The organism is Vibrio rotiferianus CAIM 577 = LMG 21460, from assembly GCF_002741985.1.
Lineage (GTDB): Bacteria > Pseudomonadota > Gammaproteobacteria > Enterobacterales > Vibrionaceae > Vibrio > Vibrio rotiferianus.
Genome location: NZ_APHW01000004.1, coordinates 20,639 through 38,200 on the forward strand (window position 1 = coordinate 20,639; position 17,562 = coordinate 38,200).

Below are 17,562 nucleotides of genomic sequence, written 5' to 3' on the forward strand. Positions count from 1 at the left end.
AAAAGCCCTTAATTGAGAGCTGTTACCATGTTCGCGATAGCGTCGGTGTTAGTGACTGGAATCGAAAAATCATCCACATCGGTAGCGCCCATTTGGCTTTGCTCGGCAATAAAGGTCATGTGACTTGGACGAGTCGTCTTGCCAGATAAATGTACTTCAGTGACTTTGGCTTGTTCAACGAGCTGGCCAACATTGTCTGCATTCACTCCGGCGCCTGCCATGATAGCAATGCGTCCTTGTGCTTGCTCGACCAAAGCTCTAAGCACATCGATACCTTGCGGTGCCGAAGGCGCAAGGCCGGAAGTCAAAATACGTTCACAGCCTAAGCTGATCACTTCTTCCAAAGCTTTTTCAGCGTCACGACACTGGTCAAAGGCACGATGGAAAGTCACGCCTAAGCCAAGCGCTTGAGCAAATTCACACAGTGCCGTTGCGTACGGCATATGAATGTTGCCGTCTTGAGTGAGCACGCCGAGTACGACACCATTCAAGCCTGCTTGTTTAGCGGCTTCAATATCCCAACGCATCATTTCGATTTCTTCCTCACTGTAGAAGAAGTCACCTTGGCGAGGGCGAATCATCGCGTAAACCGGAATAGTAGAGCGTTTAGCGGCTTGCTGCATAAAGCCATAGCTTGGGGTTAAGCCACCCAAAGCAAGTGAAGAGCAGAGTTCGATGCGAGTTGCGCCACCGGCAATCGCGTTGTGGAGAGATTCAATGTTATCAATACAGACTTCAAGTTGAGTGTTCACGAGGTTGTCCTGAATTATTGTAATTACAGCAAATACTAGCAGGACGAAAGGGGAGAATCTGTACTGAGACCGAAGGAAATAGAGGTAAACTTTTTGTGTGGTGCTTGCCTCTTTTGCTTTTCAAAAGCGCAGATAAAAAGAAAGCCCAGAGTGAACTCTGGGCTTTTTTATGACTTTACTTAGACTGATTGGCGTTTGCGGTTTTTCCGCTATAGCTTTTTGCTTTATATACATCCAACCAACACACCCGTTGAGCTTGGGCGGCAGTGTCTATTACTTGCTTAGGTCGTCTGCGTGCTCAGATAGGAAAGCTGCAACACCTTTTGGAGATGCGTCCATACCTGCTTTACCTTCTTCCCATTGTGCAGGACATACTTCGCCGTGCTTCTGGTGGAAGTTTAGTGCATCAACCATGCGTAGCATTTCGTCGATGTTACGACCTAGTGGTAGATCGTTAACTACTTGGTGACGTACAAGACCGTCTTCGTCGATTAGGAAAGAACCACGGAAAGCAACGCCTTCTTCTGGGTGCTCTACATCGTACGCTTTACAGATTTCGTGCTTAACGTCAGCAACTAGTGGGTATTTAACTTGACCAATACCGCCATCTTCGATAGCAGTGTTACGCCATGCGTTGTGAGAGAACTGAGAATCGATAGAAACACCGATTACTTCAACACCTTTAGCTTGGAAATCAGCTAGACGGTTGTCGAATGCGATTAGCTCAGATGGGCAAACGAAAGTGAAATCTAGTGGGTAGAAGAATACTACTGCTTTCTTACCTTTAGTGAATTCTGCAAAGTTGAAGTTTTCAACGATTTCACCGTTACCTAGAACAGCTGCTGCAGTAAAGTCAGGGGCTTGACGACCTACTAGTACCATTTTTTTGCTCCTAAAAAATTTGGTTTGATCCAAACCTACATTCAGTTATTTAGGTTTGGTCCTTGTTTGTGCGAGACAAACTATAGTACAGATTGTAGTATGGAAAAAAGCGAAATAAATAGATTGAGTTCATCGAAAAAAGCGATAATAACGAAACTATTATCTCGATCACTGGAACAGCAATAGATACAAATAGAATTATGAATAAATGGCCTAGCTTGAAGCAGTTACACTATTTGGTCACTCTGCACGAAACTCGACATTTTAGTGACGCGGCTGAGCGTTGTTTTGTTAGTCAATCGACTTTAAGTAAGGGAATCCAAAACCTTGAAGAGTTGATTGGTTGCCCGCTTTACGAGAAGAAAGATAAGAAAAGCCCATTGGTCTTCACCCAAGCAGGCGAGATGGTGGTACAGCACGGTCGCGAATTGCTTGCGAAAGGACAAGATCTCGTCGAACTGGGTCGCCTATGTCAAGGCGATGATATGGAAGGGCAGCTTAAAGTAGGTTGTATTCCGACCATTGCTCCTTTCTTGTTGTGCGACCTTGTTCAAGAGGTGAACTACCGCTTCCCTCAATTAAACCTTCTGTTAAGAGAAGACACGACGACTAACTTGCTGCAAGCGCTCCGCCACGGTGAGTTGGACGTGTTGATTCTTGCTCTGCCTGTTGAGATAGAGGGAATGGAAAGTCGCGTAGTCGGTCAAGACCCATTCCGCATGGTGATCAGCGCCAATCAAGCGGATTCCGTACCAGTGCCGATCCGTTATGCGGACTTGCCAGATGAATCTGTCTTCTTATTAGAGAAAGAGCACTGTCTTACAGAGCACGCGGTTTCAGCGTGTAAGTTGACGGACAAAGAGAAGATAAACCCATTTACCGCGACCAGTCTTCATACCTTAGTGCAGATGGTGGCGAATGGTCTGGGTACCACGTTTATCCCGCAAATGGCGATTGATCACGGCTTGCTACATAACCAGAACTTGGTGGTAATCGACCCTCCTGGTCAGCAAGCGTATCGCGATATTGGTTTGGTTTGGCGTCCGAGCTCGTCACGATCAAACACTTTCAATCAATTGGCAGAAGTCGTCTCTGAACTGCTTTAGCTATTAGTATTAGCCTGCTACTCCCGATCTAATATCAAAAAGCGCACTAGAAATGGTGCGCTTTTTAGCATTTTATTCTGTACGTGAACTTTAACTTGTAAAATTTTACAGACGAACTTTCATGAAGCTTTCATAAAATAGTGAAATTTCACAATGTTAATTTTACACAACTGCCTGTGTAACGCGTTTAAGTCGCGTTTAATTTCCTCTTCCTAGCCCTTGTGAATACAAGGATTTTTCTCCTGCCTCACTATTCATACGCTTGTTTGAATTCAAAAATAACCTGTAAATTTAATGTAATTTAATTACGTAATAACTTACAAATTGAACTCAAAAATCAAACACTTGTTTGATACCGAATAAAACTTTGAATTTAACGTTTTGTTTACTTGAGGGGTTTCGCTTAAACCTTTGTTGGGTTAGCTTAATTAAAGGCTTGTAAGACTTATGTCTAGATTGAAAAAGCAATTCAGGTTGCGCAATGTATAGACACAATGAAGCGAAGTGAACACCAAATCGAAGGATGTAATTTGTTGTTCATAACTTACAAATGTAGCTTTAGGCTGACTGCCCAAGATGGATAAAGCACGTTAAGGATGAATGATTATGCTTGCTCAGACAGAACAAAAAACACAACAACTAAAGCAAACCCAAGGCATGCTTGAGGTGAATGGAGTCGTTGCTCCTGAACATCAAGCAATTTTCCCTGTTGAAGCCCAAACCTTTTTATCTCTACTGTGTGAAAAATTTGCCGGACGTGTTGAACAGTTGCTGGAAGCACGAGAAGAGAAGCAAGCACGCATCGACGCTGGTGAACTGCCAGACTTTCTACCAGAGACACAAGACATTCGTGAAGGAAGCTGGAAGATCCTTGGAATCCCGCAAGATCTGCAAGATCGCCGAGTGGAAATCACTGGACCAACCGATCGCAAGATGGTGATTAACGCACTGAATGCGAATGTAAAAGTGTTCATGGCAGACTTCGAAGATTCGATGTCCCCTGCGTGGAGTAAAGTTCTGGATGGTCAAATTAACTTGCGCGATGCTGTTAATGGCACCATCAGCTACACCAACCCTGGCAATGGTAAACACTATCAGCTGGCAGAAGACCCAGCGGTGTTGATCTGCCGTGTTCGCGGACTGCATCTAAAAGAAAAACACGTAACGTGGCACGGTCAGATCATTCCAGGTGCGCTATTCGATTTCGCTCTGTACTTCTACAACAACTACAAAGCGCTACTGAAAAAAGGAAGCGGTCCTTACTTCTACATTCCGAAACTGCAATCGCATCATGAAGCGAAGTGGTGGAGCGAAGTGTTCCATTTCACCGAAGAGTATTTCGGTTTGGATACAGGCACCATCAAAGCGACTGTGCTGATTGAAACCTTACCAGCCGTATTCGAAATGGATGAGATTCTGTTCTCATTGAAAGAGCACATCGTTGGTTTGAACTGTGGTCGCTGGGATTACATCTTTAGCTACATCAAAACACTGAAAAACCACCCAGATCGCGTACTTCCGGATCGCCAAGTTGTGACCATGGATAAGCCATTCCTCAACGCTTACTCAAGATTGTTGGTGCGCACTTGTCATAAACGTGGCGCATTTGCGATGGGCGGCATGGCAGCCTTTATCCCGGCTAAAGACCCACAAGAAAACCAACAAGTGCTGGATAAGATCCACAACGATAAATCGTTAGAAGCGAATAACGGTCATGACGGCACTTGGGTTGCTCACCCGGGGTTGGCAGACACCGCAATGGAAGTGTTCAGTGCCACACTGGGGCAGCGCACTAACCAATTGGATGTGAGCCGCTCAGAAGACGCACCAATCACCGCCGCAGAGTTACTTGAACCGTGCGAGGGTGAACGCTCAGAAGAAGGTATGCGCCACAACATCCGCGTTGCGCTGCAATACATCGAAGCGTGGATCTCTGGCAATGGTTGTGTGCCGATTTACGGACTGATGGAAGACGCAGCAACGGCTGAAATCTCACGCGCTTCTATCTGGCAATGGATTCAACACGGCAAGGCGCTCGACAACGGATTGAAGGTCACGAAAGAGCTGTTCGAACTCTACCTGAAAGAAGAGATTGAAGTCGTGAAGCAAGAAATTGGTGAGCAGCGCTACCAAGCTGGTCGATTTGAAGAAGCGGCAGACTTGATGGCGAGACTTACCACCAGTGATGAACTGACCAACTTTTTAACCATTCCAGGTTATGACTACTTGGATTAACCCAAAGATTTAGAACACTCAATTTATTTAACTAATACATGTTTATTTAACCAATACGTGAAGGATTCGAGGCAGATAAGGATGTACTGCCTGAGAACGGAAAACTCAACGCACACGCAAAAGTGCACATTATAAGAGGGATAGACCAATGACTAACTTAACTCGCCGCCAACAAATTGAAGCTTTGGAAAAAGATTGGGCAACCAACCCACGCTGGAAAAACGTAAAGCGCACTTACACAGCAGAAGAAGTAGTAGAACTGCGTGGTTCTATGGTGCCTGCGAACACAATCGCACAACGTGGTGCTGACAAACTTTGGTCACTGGTCAACGGTAGCTCAAAGAAAGGCTATGTAAACTGTCTTGGTGCACTGACGGGCGGTCAAGCCGTACAGCAGGCGAAAGCGGGTATTGAAGCTATTTACCTATCTGGCTGGCAGGTAGCGGCGGACAACAATACCGCTTCGACTATGTACCCAGACCAATCACTGTACCCAGTAGATTCTGTACCGTCGGTAGTAAAACGCATCAATAACTCATTCCGTCGTGCAGACCAAATTCAGTGGTCAGCAGGTAAGTCACCAGAAGACGAAGGCGGTATTGATTACTTCCTACCAATCGTAGCGGATGCAGAAGCAGGCTTTGGTGGTGTACTTAACGCTTACGAGCTAATGAAATCGATGATCGATGCAGGTGCGGCAGGTGTTCACTTTGAAGACCAACTGGCATCAGTGAAGAAGTGTGGCCATATGGGCGGTAAAGTACTGGTTCCGACTCAAGAAGCGGTGCAAAAACTGGTCGCGGCTCGCCTAGCAGCGGACGTTGCTGGCACGACAACGCTGGTAATTGCACGTACCGATGCAAACGCAGCAGACCTACTAACGTCTGATTGTGACCCATACGATAAAGATTTCATCGTTGGTGAGCGTACTCAAGAAGGTTTCTACCGTGTTCGCGCAGGTATCGACCAAGCAATCTCTCGTGGTCTAGCTTATGCACCATATGCGGACCTTATCTGGTGTGAGACAGCAACGCCTTGTCTAGAAGAAGCACGTAAGTTTGCAGAAGCAATTCATGCAGAGTACCCAGACCAACTGTTGGCATACAACTGTTCGCCTTCATTCAACTGGGAGAAGAACCTAGATGCTGAAACTATTGCTAAGTTCCAACAAGAGCTGGCGGACATGGGCTACAAGTACCAGTTCATCACACTAGCTGGCATCCACAACATGTGGTTCAACATGTTCGAACTGGCACACGCTTACGCACAAGGCGAAGGCATGCGTCATTACGTTGAGAAGGTTCAACGTCCTGAGTTTGAAGCGGCAGAAAAAGGTTATACGTTCGTAGCGCACCAACAAGAGGTTGGTACGGGTTACTTCGATAGAATGACCAACACCATCCAAGGTGGACAATCATCAGTGACGGCACTGACAGGTTCTACTGAAGAAGATCAGTTTTAATCACTAGTAGGTGATAGCGAGAAAAAGCAGGCTTTCTCGCTACACATCAAAAGTGGATAATCGATTCTGGTAAAAATTGATATGTTTTGAGCGGCGGGAATCGCCGCTTTTTTTGTTATCGCAATGGGTATTTTACCACTTATTCATTGGACTCGAGCTCTTCTGGCTCTACCTCTTCTTGTAGTTCAAGTAAGTTAATAGCGATGGTCACAAAATCGGTATCAGTGATGATCCCAACCAAATGTCCTTTATTGACCACAGGAAGGCAACCTACTTTATGTTTTTGCATATAGATGGCGCTTTCTTTCAGGCCTGCTCTTGGTTCTGCAGTCATGATGTTGGTATGCATCACTTCATATAAAGGAGTATCGAGAGTAAACGATTGTTCCGCCTCGTCTGGGTGCAAACAGGATTCTTGTGCGGCAAGAATATCGCGGTGAGTCACCAAGCCTTTTAAATGTTTATTGGCATCAACAACCGGAATATGTCGAATATCAAGCGCCTCCATCATGCTTTTTGCATCACGCAGTGTGTGTTCGCGCAATAAAGTATGAGGGTTACGAGTCATCATATCTTCAACCTTGATCATAAAGACCTCCAACGGTGTTGTCCTTTTCTTAAATATAGAGAAAAAATCAAACTATATCTGGGAGCTAACTCGTTTTTCATTAATAAAATAAGACGATTAGATGGAGATCAATCAGAGGTGTAAATGGGCTGGTATTTTCCATAAATCCAGCTACTCAATTGGGGGAGATTTAGAATGTAAGCGCTATCATAAATAACCAAAGCTAAGGCGCTTAAACCTTAGCTTTGGTTACTCTTAACGTTGCTTAAAATGCACACAAATAAGACCATAAGCTTTCGCGTCGACACAGCGACCGATGTAGCTTTTATCTGGCAGGTTGACGGCGCATAAACGAGGTACCTGTTTTAGGTAACAGGCGTCTTGTATCACTTTGAGCCGATCATTGCTGGTGCTTGCTATTGCACCAGATGAAAACGCGAGTACGGCAGCACTCAGCGCTAGAGTTAACATCTTCATACTTACCTCAATAAATGTCTAAAGAGCAAATGCTCACTTTCAATATAGTTCATCTACTTTGCTACTGATGCATTTGTTAGTTATCGCTGTTGGTTACTGAAAAAATGCCATGCGAGCCAGTTTGCATTTTTCACTGATAAGGTATGTGGTCAGAATGTAATCTAATGAGTTGAATCGCACATTTTTACTTGCTTGATTTTACTAGATAAGCCTGTGATAGAAGATACGCGCAACCTAATTAGAACGAAGATAATTATGTATAAAACACTGAGGTACAAAAAACTCATCGCGATGGCTATTGCGACATTGAGCGTACAATCTGCTCAGGCTATCGTGCTCGGTTCGTTGGAGAGGAATCCTTCTGATCGCGTAACAATACGGGCGAGCAACATGGCGGAGTTTCCAATATGTGGGGGAACTCTTGTTGATAAGCAATGGGTACTGACTGCGGCACACTGTGTTGTTATGGGGCAAGGCACTGATGAGAGTTCATATTATGTTACAACTCCTGGTGATCTTGCGGTTACCGCCAAAGCTTACGACCTTAATAGTACCTATATAGATAATTATTACACGGTTTCTCATGTTGTAGTTCATCCGAACTACACTCGAATTGCTAAAGCTAAATTGGATAAAAAAGGCAACGTCGTGCCAATTCAAACGGCTCTAGATAGTGATATAGCCTTACTATACCTTGATCGCCCAGTTACTAATGCCGCTGTTGCAACACTGGCTTCCATGGATGATATGATCGAGATTGAAGCAAGGTTAAACCTCGATTGGAGTCAGGAGTACACGACAAATCAGCGCTACCCAAATGTATCCGTATTTGGTTGGGGAACCACGACACCAAAAGCTGAAATTCCATCAGTTTATCTTCAAAAAACTACGAGTGCATTTTTACCAATTGATCAGTGCTATGAGCGTTTGGAAGTTGGGCATAGTTACCCTGGTGTGATTAACTCGAGAAATAATCAAACTAAACTTTGTACCTTACCAACAGAGGTTGATGTTCTCGAACCGCACGATCGGACGCAGTATGGCAATAGTGCTTGTAAAGGAGACAGTGGTGGTCCGTTAATTGATGATGCGACTGGTTTGCAAATCGGTATCGTGAGTGGGGGGGGCCGATTATTTTACCGACTTGTGGTTCTGTCACGATACCTAGCTTTTTTACCAAAGTAAGTCACTATTATGACTGGATACAGTCTTACGTTACCGCTGATGCGCCGCCCACGAGTTATATTATTGAGCCGAACTTTATTATTGTGGCCAGAGAAGAAGCCGAACAAGAGTGCCATGACGGTATTGCTACTAACAACTGTAACTTTAGAGGCTCTGAAGACGAGGGTGGTAGCTTAGGCGCTTGGCTATTCGGCTTGCTTGTTCCACTGGTGTGGGCGCGCCGACGCAAAAGTTAAACGATCAACGACTGATAAATACATTTGGACATTTTAAAAAGCAGCGCACTTCGCTGCTTTTTTATGTGTGCCTTTTCTGCATCTTTCACGTTTTATTACACTCTTAGTGAAAGCTTTTACAGTCAATCTAGGGGGATTTGCTTGCTATTGCAGCATGTAAACATATACTAGTCTGCTGCGAAAAACTCGTCGCAATTTTATCGTCGTTCTTGACGTGATTTGACCAATAGATAAGACAAGTAACATGCAAGTATCAGATTTCCATTTCGACCTTCCAGATGAACTTATCGCTCGTTACCCTCAGCCAGAGCGTACTGCTAGCCGACTGCTGCAAATGGACGGCAATACAGGTGAGCTAATTGATGGCACGTTTACTGATGTGTTAGAACAAGTTCAAGCCGGTGACCTAGTGGTTTTCAACAATACTCGTGTAATTCCTGCGCGTATGTTTGGTCGAAAAGCGTCCGGCGGTAAGCTAGAAGTGCTGGTGGAGCGTATGCTCGATGAGAAAAGCATTCTGGCTCACGTTCGCTGTTCTAAGTCGCCTAAACCAGGCACAACCATCCTTGTTGGCGAGAACGACGAATACTCAGCTGAGATGGTGGCACGTCATGACGCGCTGTTTGAGCTGAAATTTAACTCTGATAAAACGGTACTCGAGATTTTGGAAGAAATTGGTCACATGCCACTTCCTCCATACATCGACCGCCCAGATGAAGACGCGGATAAAGAGCGTTACCAAACGGTTTATAACCAAAAGCCAGGTGCGGTTGCAGCGCCGACGGCGGGCCTTCACTTTGATGATGTTCTGCTTGAGAAAATCAAAGCGAAAGGCGCTGAGTTTGCATACGTTACTTTGCACGTGGGCGCGGGTACGTTCCAACCAGTAAAAGTGGATGACATTAACGATCACCACATGCACGCAGAATACGTAGAAGTACCGCAGGATGTTGTGGATGCGATTAACGCAACTAAAGCGCGCGGCGGTCGAATCGTCGCAGTCGGTACAACATCAGTGCGTTCACTAGAAAGTGCAGCTCAAGACGCGCTGAAAAAGGGGACAGAATTGGTTCCTTTTTTTGGCGATACTGAAATCTTTATCTACCCTGGTTACGAGTACCAGCTGGTGGATTGCTTGATCACCAACTTTCACTTACCAGAATCAACGTTAATTATGTTGGTGAGTGCGTTTGCTGGTTACGAGAACACCATGAATGCTTACAAGCACGCGGTGGAAAACAAATACCGTTTCTTCTCGTACGGTGACTCAATGTTTATTAAAAAGAAGACAGCATAATGTTTTAACCCCTCTCTAGCCCTCTTCCTTGTGACGGGGCCGGTTAGGAAGGGTTAGAAAGCTAACGATTTACGAGTGCTAGCAGTAGGCTAGGAAACAGAGCAGAACCTCTGCTTTGTCTCTCGCACGGAAGGCGACCGCTCCTTAAAGTGGGGGAGACCCCAAGATACATAGTCAGACTGTTTCTCTGACACTCGGAGGCATCGTGAAATTATCATTCGATCTTAAAAAGAAAAACGGCAATGCGCGTCGTGGTCAATTGACCTTCGAACGTGGCACTGTTCAAACTCCAGCATTCATGCCAGTAGGTACTTACGGTACCGTTAAAGGTATGACTCCGGAAGAAGTAAAAGGCACGGGTGCAGAAATCCTGCTAGGCAACACTTTCCACCTATGGTTACGTCCTGGTCAAGAAGTGATGAAAATGCACGGTGACCTGCACGATTTCATGAACTGGCACGGTCCTATTCTTACTGATTCAGGCGGTTTCCAAGTATTCAGCCTAGGTAAAATGCGTAAGATCACTGAAAAAGGTGTTCACTTCCGTAGCCCAGTAAACGGCGACAAGATTTTCATGGACGCTGAAAAGTCGATGGAAATCCAAAAAGACCTAGGTTCTGACATTGTAATGATCTTCGACGAGTGTACGCCATACCCAGCTACACACAACGAAGCGAAAAAATCGATGGAAATGTCACTACGTTGGGCACAACGCTCACGTGACCACTTCGATAAGCTAGAAAACCCGAACAACCTATTTGGTATCGTTCAAGGTGGTGTTTACGAAGATCTGCGTGATGTGTCTATCAAAGGCCTGACGGAAATCGGTTTTGATGGCTACGCGGTTGGTGGTCTTGCAGTAGGCGAACCGAAAGAAGACATGCACCGTATCCTTGAGCACACGTGTCCACAGCTTCCAGAAGACAAGCCTCGTTACCTAATGGGCGTAGGCAAACCGGAAGATTTGGTTGAAGGTGTTCGTCGTGGTATCGACATGTTTGACTGTGTAATGCCAACGCGTAACGCGCGTAATGGTCACCTATTTGTGACTGGTGGTGTGATCAAGATCCGTAATGCGAAACATAAAACGGATACAACTCCGCTAGATCCGCACTGTGACTGTTACACTTGTCAGCACTACAGCAAATCGTACCTTCACCACCTAGAGCGTTGTAACGAAATCCTAGGTGCTCGCCTGAACACTATCCACAACCTACGCTACTACCAGCGTCTGATGGAAAGCATTCGTAAGGCGATTGATGAAGATCGTTTCGATGAGTTCGTTACTGAATTCTATGAGCGTCGTGGTCGTGAAGTACCACCGCTAGCAAAAGAGCAGTAATTAACAGATTAAAAGAATTAAAGCCTTTGGCATGTTGCCAGAGGCTTTTGCTAATAAAGTAGGCTAACGTACGTTATTTTTGAGAAGGTGATCTCTATTACTTAATCTCAAACTTGAATCTAAATTACGAAAGCCCAACTTGTTGGATTATCAATAAAATATAATGAGGATGTTTTAATGTTTATTTCTCAAGCTCACGCAGCAGCAGAAGGCGCACCAGCAGGCGGCGGTTTTGAAATGCTAATCATGCTAGGCATGTTCGCGGTGATCTTCTACTTCATGATCTATCGCCCACAATCTAAGCGTGTTAAAGAACACAAGAACCTGATGTCTTCAATGGGCAAAGGCGATGAAGTTCTAACAAGCGGTGGTCTAGTGGGTAAAATCACTAAGATTGCTGAAGACAACGACTACATTTCAATTGAGCTTAATGCAAACAATGAAGTTGTAATCAAGAAAGACTTCGTAACTGCAGTGCTACCAAAAGGTACACTGAAGTCTCTATAAAACAGCTAAAGGATCCTCGCTGTGCTAAACCGTTATCCATTATGGAAGTACTTGATGGTATTTTTTGCCATCGTCACCGCGGCGTTATACGCGCTTCCAAATATCTACGGTGAAGATCCGGCTATTCAAGTTACAGGGGCGCGTGGCGCCTCTGTAGATATGTCAACGCTGGATGCTGTCACTAAAGCTCTTGATAAAGAGCACCTTTCTCATAAATCCATTGCTCTCGAGAATGGATCAATCCTTGTACGTTTCAATGACACTGATACTCAAATCAGTGCACGCGATATTATCAGCGAAGCGCTTGGCAAAGATAAAATTGTTGCACTAAACCTTGCTGCATCTACGCCAGATTGGCTAGAAGCAATTGGTGCGTCGCCACTGAAACTAGGTCTTGACCTACGTGGTGGTGTTCACTTCTTGATGGAAGTGGATATGGACGCAGCAATGGAGAAGCTTGTTGGGCAACAAGAAGAAGCTTTCCGTAGTGAACTTCGTGAAGCTAAGGTTCGTTATCGCGCGATTCGCCCTTCTGGTAAAGATGGTGTCGAAGTCTTGCTACGTAACGAAGAGCAACTAGCGGAAGCGAAAGCAACGCTAGAAAAGAATCACCCAGACATGAACTTTGTCGAATCTGATTCTAATGGTCGTTACGCGTTGATTGCCACCTTTACCGAGCAACGTTTACAAGAGATACGTAACTACGCAGTTGAACAAAACATCACGATTCTTCGTAACCGTGTTAACGAACTGGGTGTTGCTGAACCATTGGTTCAACGTCAAGGTGCTAGCCGCATCGTAGTTGAACTGCCTGGTGTTCAAGACACAGCTCGTGCGAAGGAAATTCTAGGTGCTACGGCAACACTAGAGTTCCGCGAAGTTGACGATAAAGCTGACCTATCAGCGGCGGCAAATGGTCGCGCGCCAGCAGGTAGCGAAATCAAGATGGACCGTGATGGTCGCCCAGTTGTGCTTAAGAAGCGCGTTATTCTTGGCGGTCAAAGCATCACGGATGCAAGCTCAAGTGTTGATGAATACGGTCGCCCACAAGTTAACATCTCGCTAGACAGCGAAGGTGGCAACAAGATGTCTGCGTTCTCTAAGAAGAACATCGGTAAGCTAATGGCTACCGTGTTTGCAGAATACAAAGACAGTGGTCGTCGTACGCCTGAAGGCAAAGTTATCCTTGATAAGCATGAAGAAGTTATCAACCAAGCAACGATTCAATCGGCTCTTGGTCGTAACTTCCGTATCACTGGTATCGACTCTGCAGCAGAAGCGCACAACCTAGCACTTTTACTACGTGCTGGTGCTCTAATCGCACCTATCTCTATCGTTGAAGAGCGTACCATTGGTCCATCAATGGGTCAGCAAAACATCGATATGGGTATCCAAGCATGTATCTGGGGTATGGTAGCCGTAATGCTGTTTACGCTGCTTTACTACCGTGGCTTCGGTTTGATTGCAAATATCGCGTTGATGGCAAACTTGGTTCTTATCATTGGTGTAATGTCGATGATTCCAGGCGCTACCATGACGTTGCCAGGTATTGCCGGTATCGTATTGACGGTCGGTATGGCGGTCGATGCGAACGTGCTGATCTTTGAGCGTATTCGTGAAGAGCTTCGAGATGGACGCAGTCCACAGCAAGCAATTCACCAAGGTTACGCAAACGCATTCAGCACCATTGCCGATGCGAACATCACAACGCTTATCACTGCGATCATTCTATTTGCAGTGGGTACAGGCGCGGTGAAAGGTTTCGCAGTAACACTCTCTATCGGTATCTTAACTTCAATGTTCACCGCTATTGTGGGTACACGTTGTATCGTGAACCTAATTTACGGTGGCAAACGCGTTGATAAATTGTCGATCTAAGGCTGGGAATTAATATGTTTCAAATTCTAAAAGCAGAAAACACGATCGGCTTTATGCGTTGGTCGAAAGTCGCGTTCGTATTCTCTATCGTTATGATCGCTGCTTCTATCTTCACGCTATCAACCAAATGGTTGAACTGGGGCCTAGATTTTACGGGCGGTACGCTTATCGAGGTGGGTTTTGAACAACCAGCAAACCTTGAAGAGATTCGTGCAGCTCTAGACTCGAAAGGCTTCGGCGATGCGACAGTACAAAACTTTGGTAGTGCTCGTGATGTAATGGTTCGTTTGCGTCCACGTGACGACGTTTCAGGTGAAACGCTGGGCAACCAAATCATCGGTGCTATTAAAGATGGTACAGGTGAAAGCGTAGAAATGCGTCGTATTGAATTCGTAGGTCCAAACGTTGGTGATGAGCTAACGGAAGCGGGTGGTCTAGCGATTCTTGTATCGCTGATCTGTATCCTGATCTACGTATCAATGCGATTCGAATGGCGCCTAGCGGCTGGTGCGGTAATGGCACTGGCACACGATATCATTATCACGCTGGGTGTCTTCTCACTTATGCAAATCGAAGTGGACCTAACCATCGTAGCGGCGCTACTCACGGTAGTTGGTTACTCGCTCAACGATACCATCGTTGTATTCGACCGGATCCGTGAAAACTTCCGTAAGATGCGTAAGGGTGAACCTTCAGACATCATGGATGCTTCAATCACTCAAACGTTGAGCCGTACATTGATTACGTCTGGTACGACATTGTTCGTGGTTATTGCACTATTCATGCAGGGTGGTGCGATGATTCATGGTTTCGCGACCGCGCTTCTACTAGGTATCACTGTAGGTACTTACTCTTCTATCTATGTAGCATCAGCACTTGCGCTAAAACTGGGTATCCAGAAAGAGCACTTGATGCCACCTCAAGTAGAAAAAGAAGGTGCAGAGTTCGACGAGATGCCATAAGGCAGATTGAGAACCGAAAACAAAAACCGCTGAGCAGTCAGCGGTTTTTTTGTATCCAGAATCCAGCCTTTCAATTTTCTTTGAACTGTTTCGAGGCTCTGATTACCCATTTTGAACGGTGAAATAGGAATCGCTATGTTTTTTATTTCAAGATTTATAGGAGAGTAGAGCTTCCAAAAGCTCGATGTGAAAATGATGGTGAAGTTCGGATTGTTTTCTTTCTGCTTGGTTACCATGAATGCACCTGCTGTTGCTGGTCAGCTTTATGATACCTACTTAACGATCAGAAACGACTTGTATCAGATGCAATATGCAGAAGTATTGAAGGTGGTTGCAGAGTTAGATCTTTTTCCCAAAGAAAAACGAGAAATTCAGTCTCACCCAATAAAATTTGGTCATCAATTTCCATTTTTATCATCCATACCATCAAGTTTGGTTACGGAGCTGTCTTACTTTGAAGCATACAGTGAGGATGGAGGCGTTGGGTGTCTTTCCGTAAACGGATTTGGAGATGTATACCAGCCAGTTACGGTTTCGTTGCAGTTTCTAATGAAGGAACAAGTATGGAAGGTTAAGCACGTAAAAATAGACCACTTACCTGACTACGACCGTTTCTATAAACAGGCAGATTGTTCGATATAAAAAATGTATGGTCCGCCCCGTTATTGCAACTACAATTTAGTCATAACGGAGTTGGTTTGCGCTAATGTATTCGGAGTCCCCGTTGGGAACATTAACTTCCCCGCTCCACGATGATATCCGCGCCAGATTATCCTTAAAAGCCCCAAAGCAACTAGGTGCTATTTTTTGTATCAGGTTACTAATCTGGCCGATTGACCGTTTTTGTCATCACGTCCATTGGCGTTGCAAACTTGGTTATGGCTATACAGCCTTAAAAGCTTGGCGGTGGTACAACACCGCCCAAGCTATTCTTGCTAGCTTATTGGCAAGTGCGACTACCACAACATTAAACGGCTTTGTTGCTCGTAAATTGACTAACCAATCTCCGAACACTTTTCCTGTTGTTTCTATCCTAGATAGCACGGACCTCGCTCCATGTATAAATAGAGCGCGAAGGTGTTTGTTCCCTCGTTTACTCATGCCTAATAACTTTGATTTGCCACCCGTTGAATACTGCCTAGGAACGAGTCCTAGCCATGCGGCCATCTCGCGACCTCCACCAAAGTTTGAAGGAGAACTGATATTGGCCACACACAGCGTGGCTGTTAAATCACCAATACCAGGAATACTCTTCAAAAGTTCGGCATTTTCATTATTTTCAGTAATCGCTTTCAGTTTTCTATCTTGAGTAGATACTTGCTCATTTAGGTATTTATAGTGCTCATGAATCGAGAGCAACTCAGCGACCAGACTCTGTGGTAGCTTTATATCTTGCTCGGCCAACCACTGAAATAACGCTTTCATCTTGGCATGGCCTTTAGGAAAACTCAGCCCGAACTCAAGTAGTATTGCTCCAATTCGGCTCATACAAGCCGTTCGTTCTTTGATATAGCCATCCCTCACTCGATGGATAGCTGCGATTACTTGAGCTTCCTCTGACTTGGCAGAGACAAATCTCATGCTTGGTCGACTCGCGGCTTCTGCTATCGCAGCTGCATCAATAAAGTCGTTCTTGTTACCTTTGACGTAAGGTTTTACATATTGAGGAGGGATAAGTCGAACTCGATGCCCATAGGCTTCACACTTTCTCGCAAGCCAGTGAGCACCACCACAGGCTTCAAAAGCGATGATGGTAGGTTCAAGTACAGATAAGAAACGAAGTAGTTGGCTTCGACTAAACTTACGGCGAATAACGTCTTTGCCAGTGTGATTGTTGCCGACCGCATGAAAGCAGTGCTTGCCTAAATCGATACCTAAGATGTGAATGGTAGACATATGGTTCACCTCGTTCTGAGAGCCTACTCTAAGCGTAGGGCTTGAGAGTGAGGCGGACCATATAATTTTATTGCTGAGGCCTCAGAAGATGGCAGGGGTGGATTGGATCGGCACTCCGGATATTCAATAGGACTTGCTACCAAGCGGGCTGGCGAACCAGCTCCCAACACGCTCTATTCTGGTATTAGGGGAATCCAGAGCTCGTTCTACTAAGCTAATGCTCTTTTCTTCAGACGTAAAAAAGCCTCAGCATTTCTGCTGAGGCTTTAGAATATGGCAGGGGTGGAGAGATTCGAACTCCCAACACGCGGATTTGGAATCCGCTGCTCTGCCAATTGGAGCTACACCCCTGTAGTTCGTGTTTAATGAGACGACTCTCGAATAAGTGGCGGAGCGGACGGGACTCGAACCCGCGACCCCCGGCGTGACAGGCCGGTATTCTAACCAACTGAACTACCGCTCCGCACTGGTTAGACATTTAAGTCTAAGTTTTTGTCTTCACTTTTTCATAAAAAGTGAAAATAAAATACAAGCCTGGCGATGTCCTACTCTCACATGGGGAAGCCCCACACTACCATCGGCGCTAATTCGTTTCACTTCTGAGTTCGGAATGGAAATCAGGTGGGTCCAAATCGCTATGGTCGCCAAGCAAATTCTTTAATTCGGAAAGCTGTTTTCAGTTCTTAACACATTCAATGTTCTTACATTGAGTCCATCAAAACCCCTTGGGTGTTGTATGGTTAAGCCTCACGGGCAATTAGTACAGGTTAGCTCAAC

The 17,562-nt window shown here is 45.3% G+C and carries 14 protein-coding genes, 2 tRNA genes, 1 rRNA gene and 1 pseudogene; 10 read left to right on the forward strand and 8 right to left on the reverse strand.

Features of this window, described 5'->3' with window-relative positions:
• Positions 1-8: 8 nt before the first annotated feature.
• Complete coding sequence (locus tag B853_RS02575) at positions 9-752, reverse strand: copper homeostasis protein CutC (RefSeq protein WP_038885632.1); 744 nt, start codon at positions 750-752, stop codon at positions 9-11.
• A 273-nt stretch (positions 753-1,025) separates the two neighbouring features.
• A complete protein-coding gene (locus B853_RS02580) occupies positions 1,026-1,634 on the reverse strand; it encodes a peroxiredoxin C (protein WP_038885631.1) in 609 nt (202 codons plus the stop codon).
• A gap of 200 nt (positions 1,635-1,834) precedes the next feature.
• Between B853_RS02580 and B853_RS02585 the strand changes: the two genes are divergently transcribed.
• The 3 genes from B853_RS02585 to aceA all read left to right on the forward strand — a co-directional run bounded on the left by B853_RS02585 (position 1,835) and on the right by aceA (position 6,437).
• Positions 1,835-2,740 (forward strand): hydrogen peroxide-inducible genes activator, encoded by a 906-nt coding sequence (locus B853_RS02585; protein WP_005440336.1) that lies wholly within the window; start codon positions 1,835-1,837, stop codon positions 2,738-2,740.
• A gap of 606 nt (positions 2,741-3,346) precedes the next feature.
• A complete protein-coding gene (gene aceB, locus B853_RS02590; protein ID WP_038885630.1) occupies positions 3,347-4,975 on the forward strand; it encodes a malate synthase A in 1,629 nt (542 codons plus the stop codon).
• A gap of 148 nt (positions 4,976-5,123) precedes the next feature.
• Positions 5,124-6,437 (forward strand): isocitrate lyase, encoded by a 1,314-nt coding sequence (gene aceA / locus B853_RS02595; RefSeq protein ID WP_010446133.1) that lies wholly within the window; start codon positions 5,124-5,126, stop codon positions 6,435-6,437.
• Between the two features lie 139 nt (positions 6,438-6,576).
• On the opposite strand, the gene B853_RS02600 is transcribed toward aceA, so the two are convergent.
• Together B853_RS02600 and B853_RS02605 are read right to left on the reverse strand one after the other, a co-directional pair.
• The gene (locus B853_RS02600) at positions 6,577-7,026 is read right to left on the reverse strand and encodes a CBS domain-containing protein (protein ID WP_010446134.1); all 450 of its coding nucleotides are present in this window, start codon (positions 7,024-7,026) and stop codon (positions 6,577-6,579) included.
• 234 nt (positions 7,027-7,260) lie between these two features.
• Complete coding sequence (locus B853_RS02605; protein WP_038885629.1) at positions 7,261-7,482, reverse strand: hypothetical protein; 222 nt, start codon at positions 7,480-7,482, stop codon at positions 7,261-7,263.
• 255 nt (positions 7,483-7,737) lie between these two features.
• Here B853_RS02605 and B853_RS02610 point away from each other — a divergent pair.
• The 7 genes and pseudogenes from B853_RS02610 to B853_RS26305 all read left to right on the forward strand — a co-directional run bounded on the left by B853_RS02610 (position 7,738) and on the right by B853_RS26305 (position 15,531).
• A pseudogene (locus tag B853_RS02610) lies at positions 7,738-8,903 on the forward strand (trypsin-like serine protease).
• 244 nt (positions 8,904-9,147) lie between these two features.
• On the forward strand, positions 9,148-10,200 hold the full coding sequence (gene queA, locus B853_RS02615; RefSeq protein ID WP_010446141.1) for a tRNA preQ1(34) S-adenosylmethionine ribosyltransferase-isomerase QueA: 1,053 nt from the start codon (positions 9,148-9,150) through the stop codon (positions 10,198-10,200).
• A gap of 205 nt (positions 10,201-10,405) precedes the next feature.
• Positions 10,406-11,542, forward strand: coding sequence for a tRNA guanosine(34) transglycosylase Tgt (gene tgt / locus B853_RS02620; RefSeq protein ID WP_005424899.1), 1,137 nt, complete (start codon positions 10,406-10,408; stop codon positions 11,540-11,542).
• A gap of 177 nt (positions 11,543-11,719) precedes the next feature.
• The gene (gene yajC / locus B853_RS02625) at positions 11,720-12,049 is read left to right on the forward strand and encodes a preprotein translocase subunit YajC (RefSeq protein WP_010446143.1); all 330 of its coding nucleotides are present in this window, start codon (positions 11,720-11,722) and stop codon (positions 12,047-12,049) included.
• A gap of 21 nt (positions 12,050-12,070) precedes the next feature.
• Positions 12,071-13,927: a protein translocase subunit SecD gene (secD, locus tag B853_RS02630; protein WP_081641210.1), complete on the forward strand. Its 1,857-nt coding sequence runs from the start codon at positions 12,071-12,073 to the stop codon at positions 13,925-13,927.
• Positions 13,928-13,941: 14 nt separating this feature from the next.
• Positions 13,942-14,889, forward strand: a complete 948-nt coding sequence (gene secF, locus B853_RS02635; RefSeq protein ID WP_010446147.1) for a protein translocase subunit SecF — start codon at positions 13,942-13,944, stop codon at positions 14,887-14,889.
• 192 nt (positions 14,890-15,081) lie between these two features.
• On the forward strand, positions 15,082-15,531 hold the full coding sequence (locus B853_RS26305) for a hypothetical protein (RefSeq protein WP_227741922.1): 450 nt from the start codon (positions 15,082-15,084) through the stop codon (positions 15,529-15,531).
• A gap of 240 nt (positions 15,532-15,771) precedes the next feature.
• On the opposite strand, the gene B853_RS02645 is transcribed toward B853_RS26305, so the two are convergent.
• From B853_RS02645 to rrf, 4 genes are all read right to left on the reverse strand, one after another.
• The gene (locus tag B853_RS02645; protein WP_128826795.1) at positions 15,772-16,785 is read right to left on the reverse strand and encodes an IS110 family RNA-guided transposase; all 1,014 of its coding nucleotides are present in this window, start codon (positions 16,783-16,785) and stop codon (positions 15,772-15,774) included.
• A gap of 274 nt (positions 16,786-17,059) precedes the next feature.
• Positions 17,060-17,136, reverse strand: a tRNA-Trp gene (locus B853_RS02650).
• 35 nt (positions 17,137-17,171) lie between these two features.
• Positions 17,172-17,248, reverse strand: a tRNA-Asp gene (locus B853_RS02655).
• A gap of 69 nt (positions 17,249-17,317) precedes the next feature.
• A 5S ribosomal RNA gene (gene rrf / locus B853_RS02660) occupies positions 17,318-17,434 on the reverse strand.
• Positions 17,435-17,562 lie beyond the last annotated feature (128 nt).

Coding starts and splice junctions, on each gene's coding strand:
- B853_RS02580 (WP_038885631.1), bottom strand. CDS start 1,634: ATGGTACTAGTAGGTCGTCAAGCCCCTGACTTTACTGCAGCAGCTGTT.
- B853_RS02585 (WP_005440336.1), top strand. CDS start 1,835: ATGAATAAATGGCCTAGCTTGAAGCAGTTACACTATTTGGTCACTCTG.
- aceB (WP_038885630.1), top strand. CDS start 3,347: ATGCTTGCTCAGACAGAACAAAAAACACAACAACTAAAGCAAACCCAA.
- aceA (WP_010446133.1), top strand. CDS start 5,124: ATGACTAACTTAACTCGCCGCCAACAAATTGAAGCTTTGGAAAAAGAT.
- B853_RS02600 (WP_010446134.1), bottom strand. CDS start 7,026: ATGATCAAGGTTGAAGATATGATGACTCGTAACCCTCATACTTTATTG.
- B853_RS02605 (WP_038885629.1), bottom strand. CDS start 7,482: ATGAAGATGTTAACTCTAGCGCTGAGTGCTGCCGTACTCGCGTTTTCA.
- queA (WP_010446141.1), top strand. CDS start 9,148: ATGCAAGTATCAGATTTCCATTTCGACCTTCCAGATGAACTTATCGCT.
- yajC (WP_010446143.1), top strand. CDS start 11,720: ATGTTTATTTCTCAAGCTCACGCAGCAGCAGAAGGCGCACCAGCAGGC.
- secF (WP_010446147.1), top strand. CDS start 13,942: ATGTTTCAAATTCTAAAAGCAGAAAACACGATCGGCTTTATGCGTTGG.
- B853_RS26305 (WP_227741922.1), top strand. CDS start 15,082: ATGATGGTGAAGTTCGGATTGTTTTCTTTCTGCTTGGTTACCATGAAT.
- B853_RS02645 (WP_128826795.1), bottom strand. CDS start 16,785: ATGTCTACCATTCACATCTTAGGTATCGATTTAGGCAAGCACTGCTTT.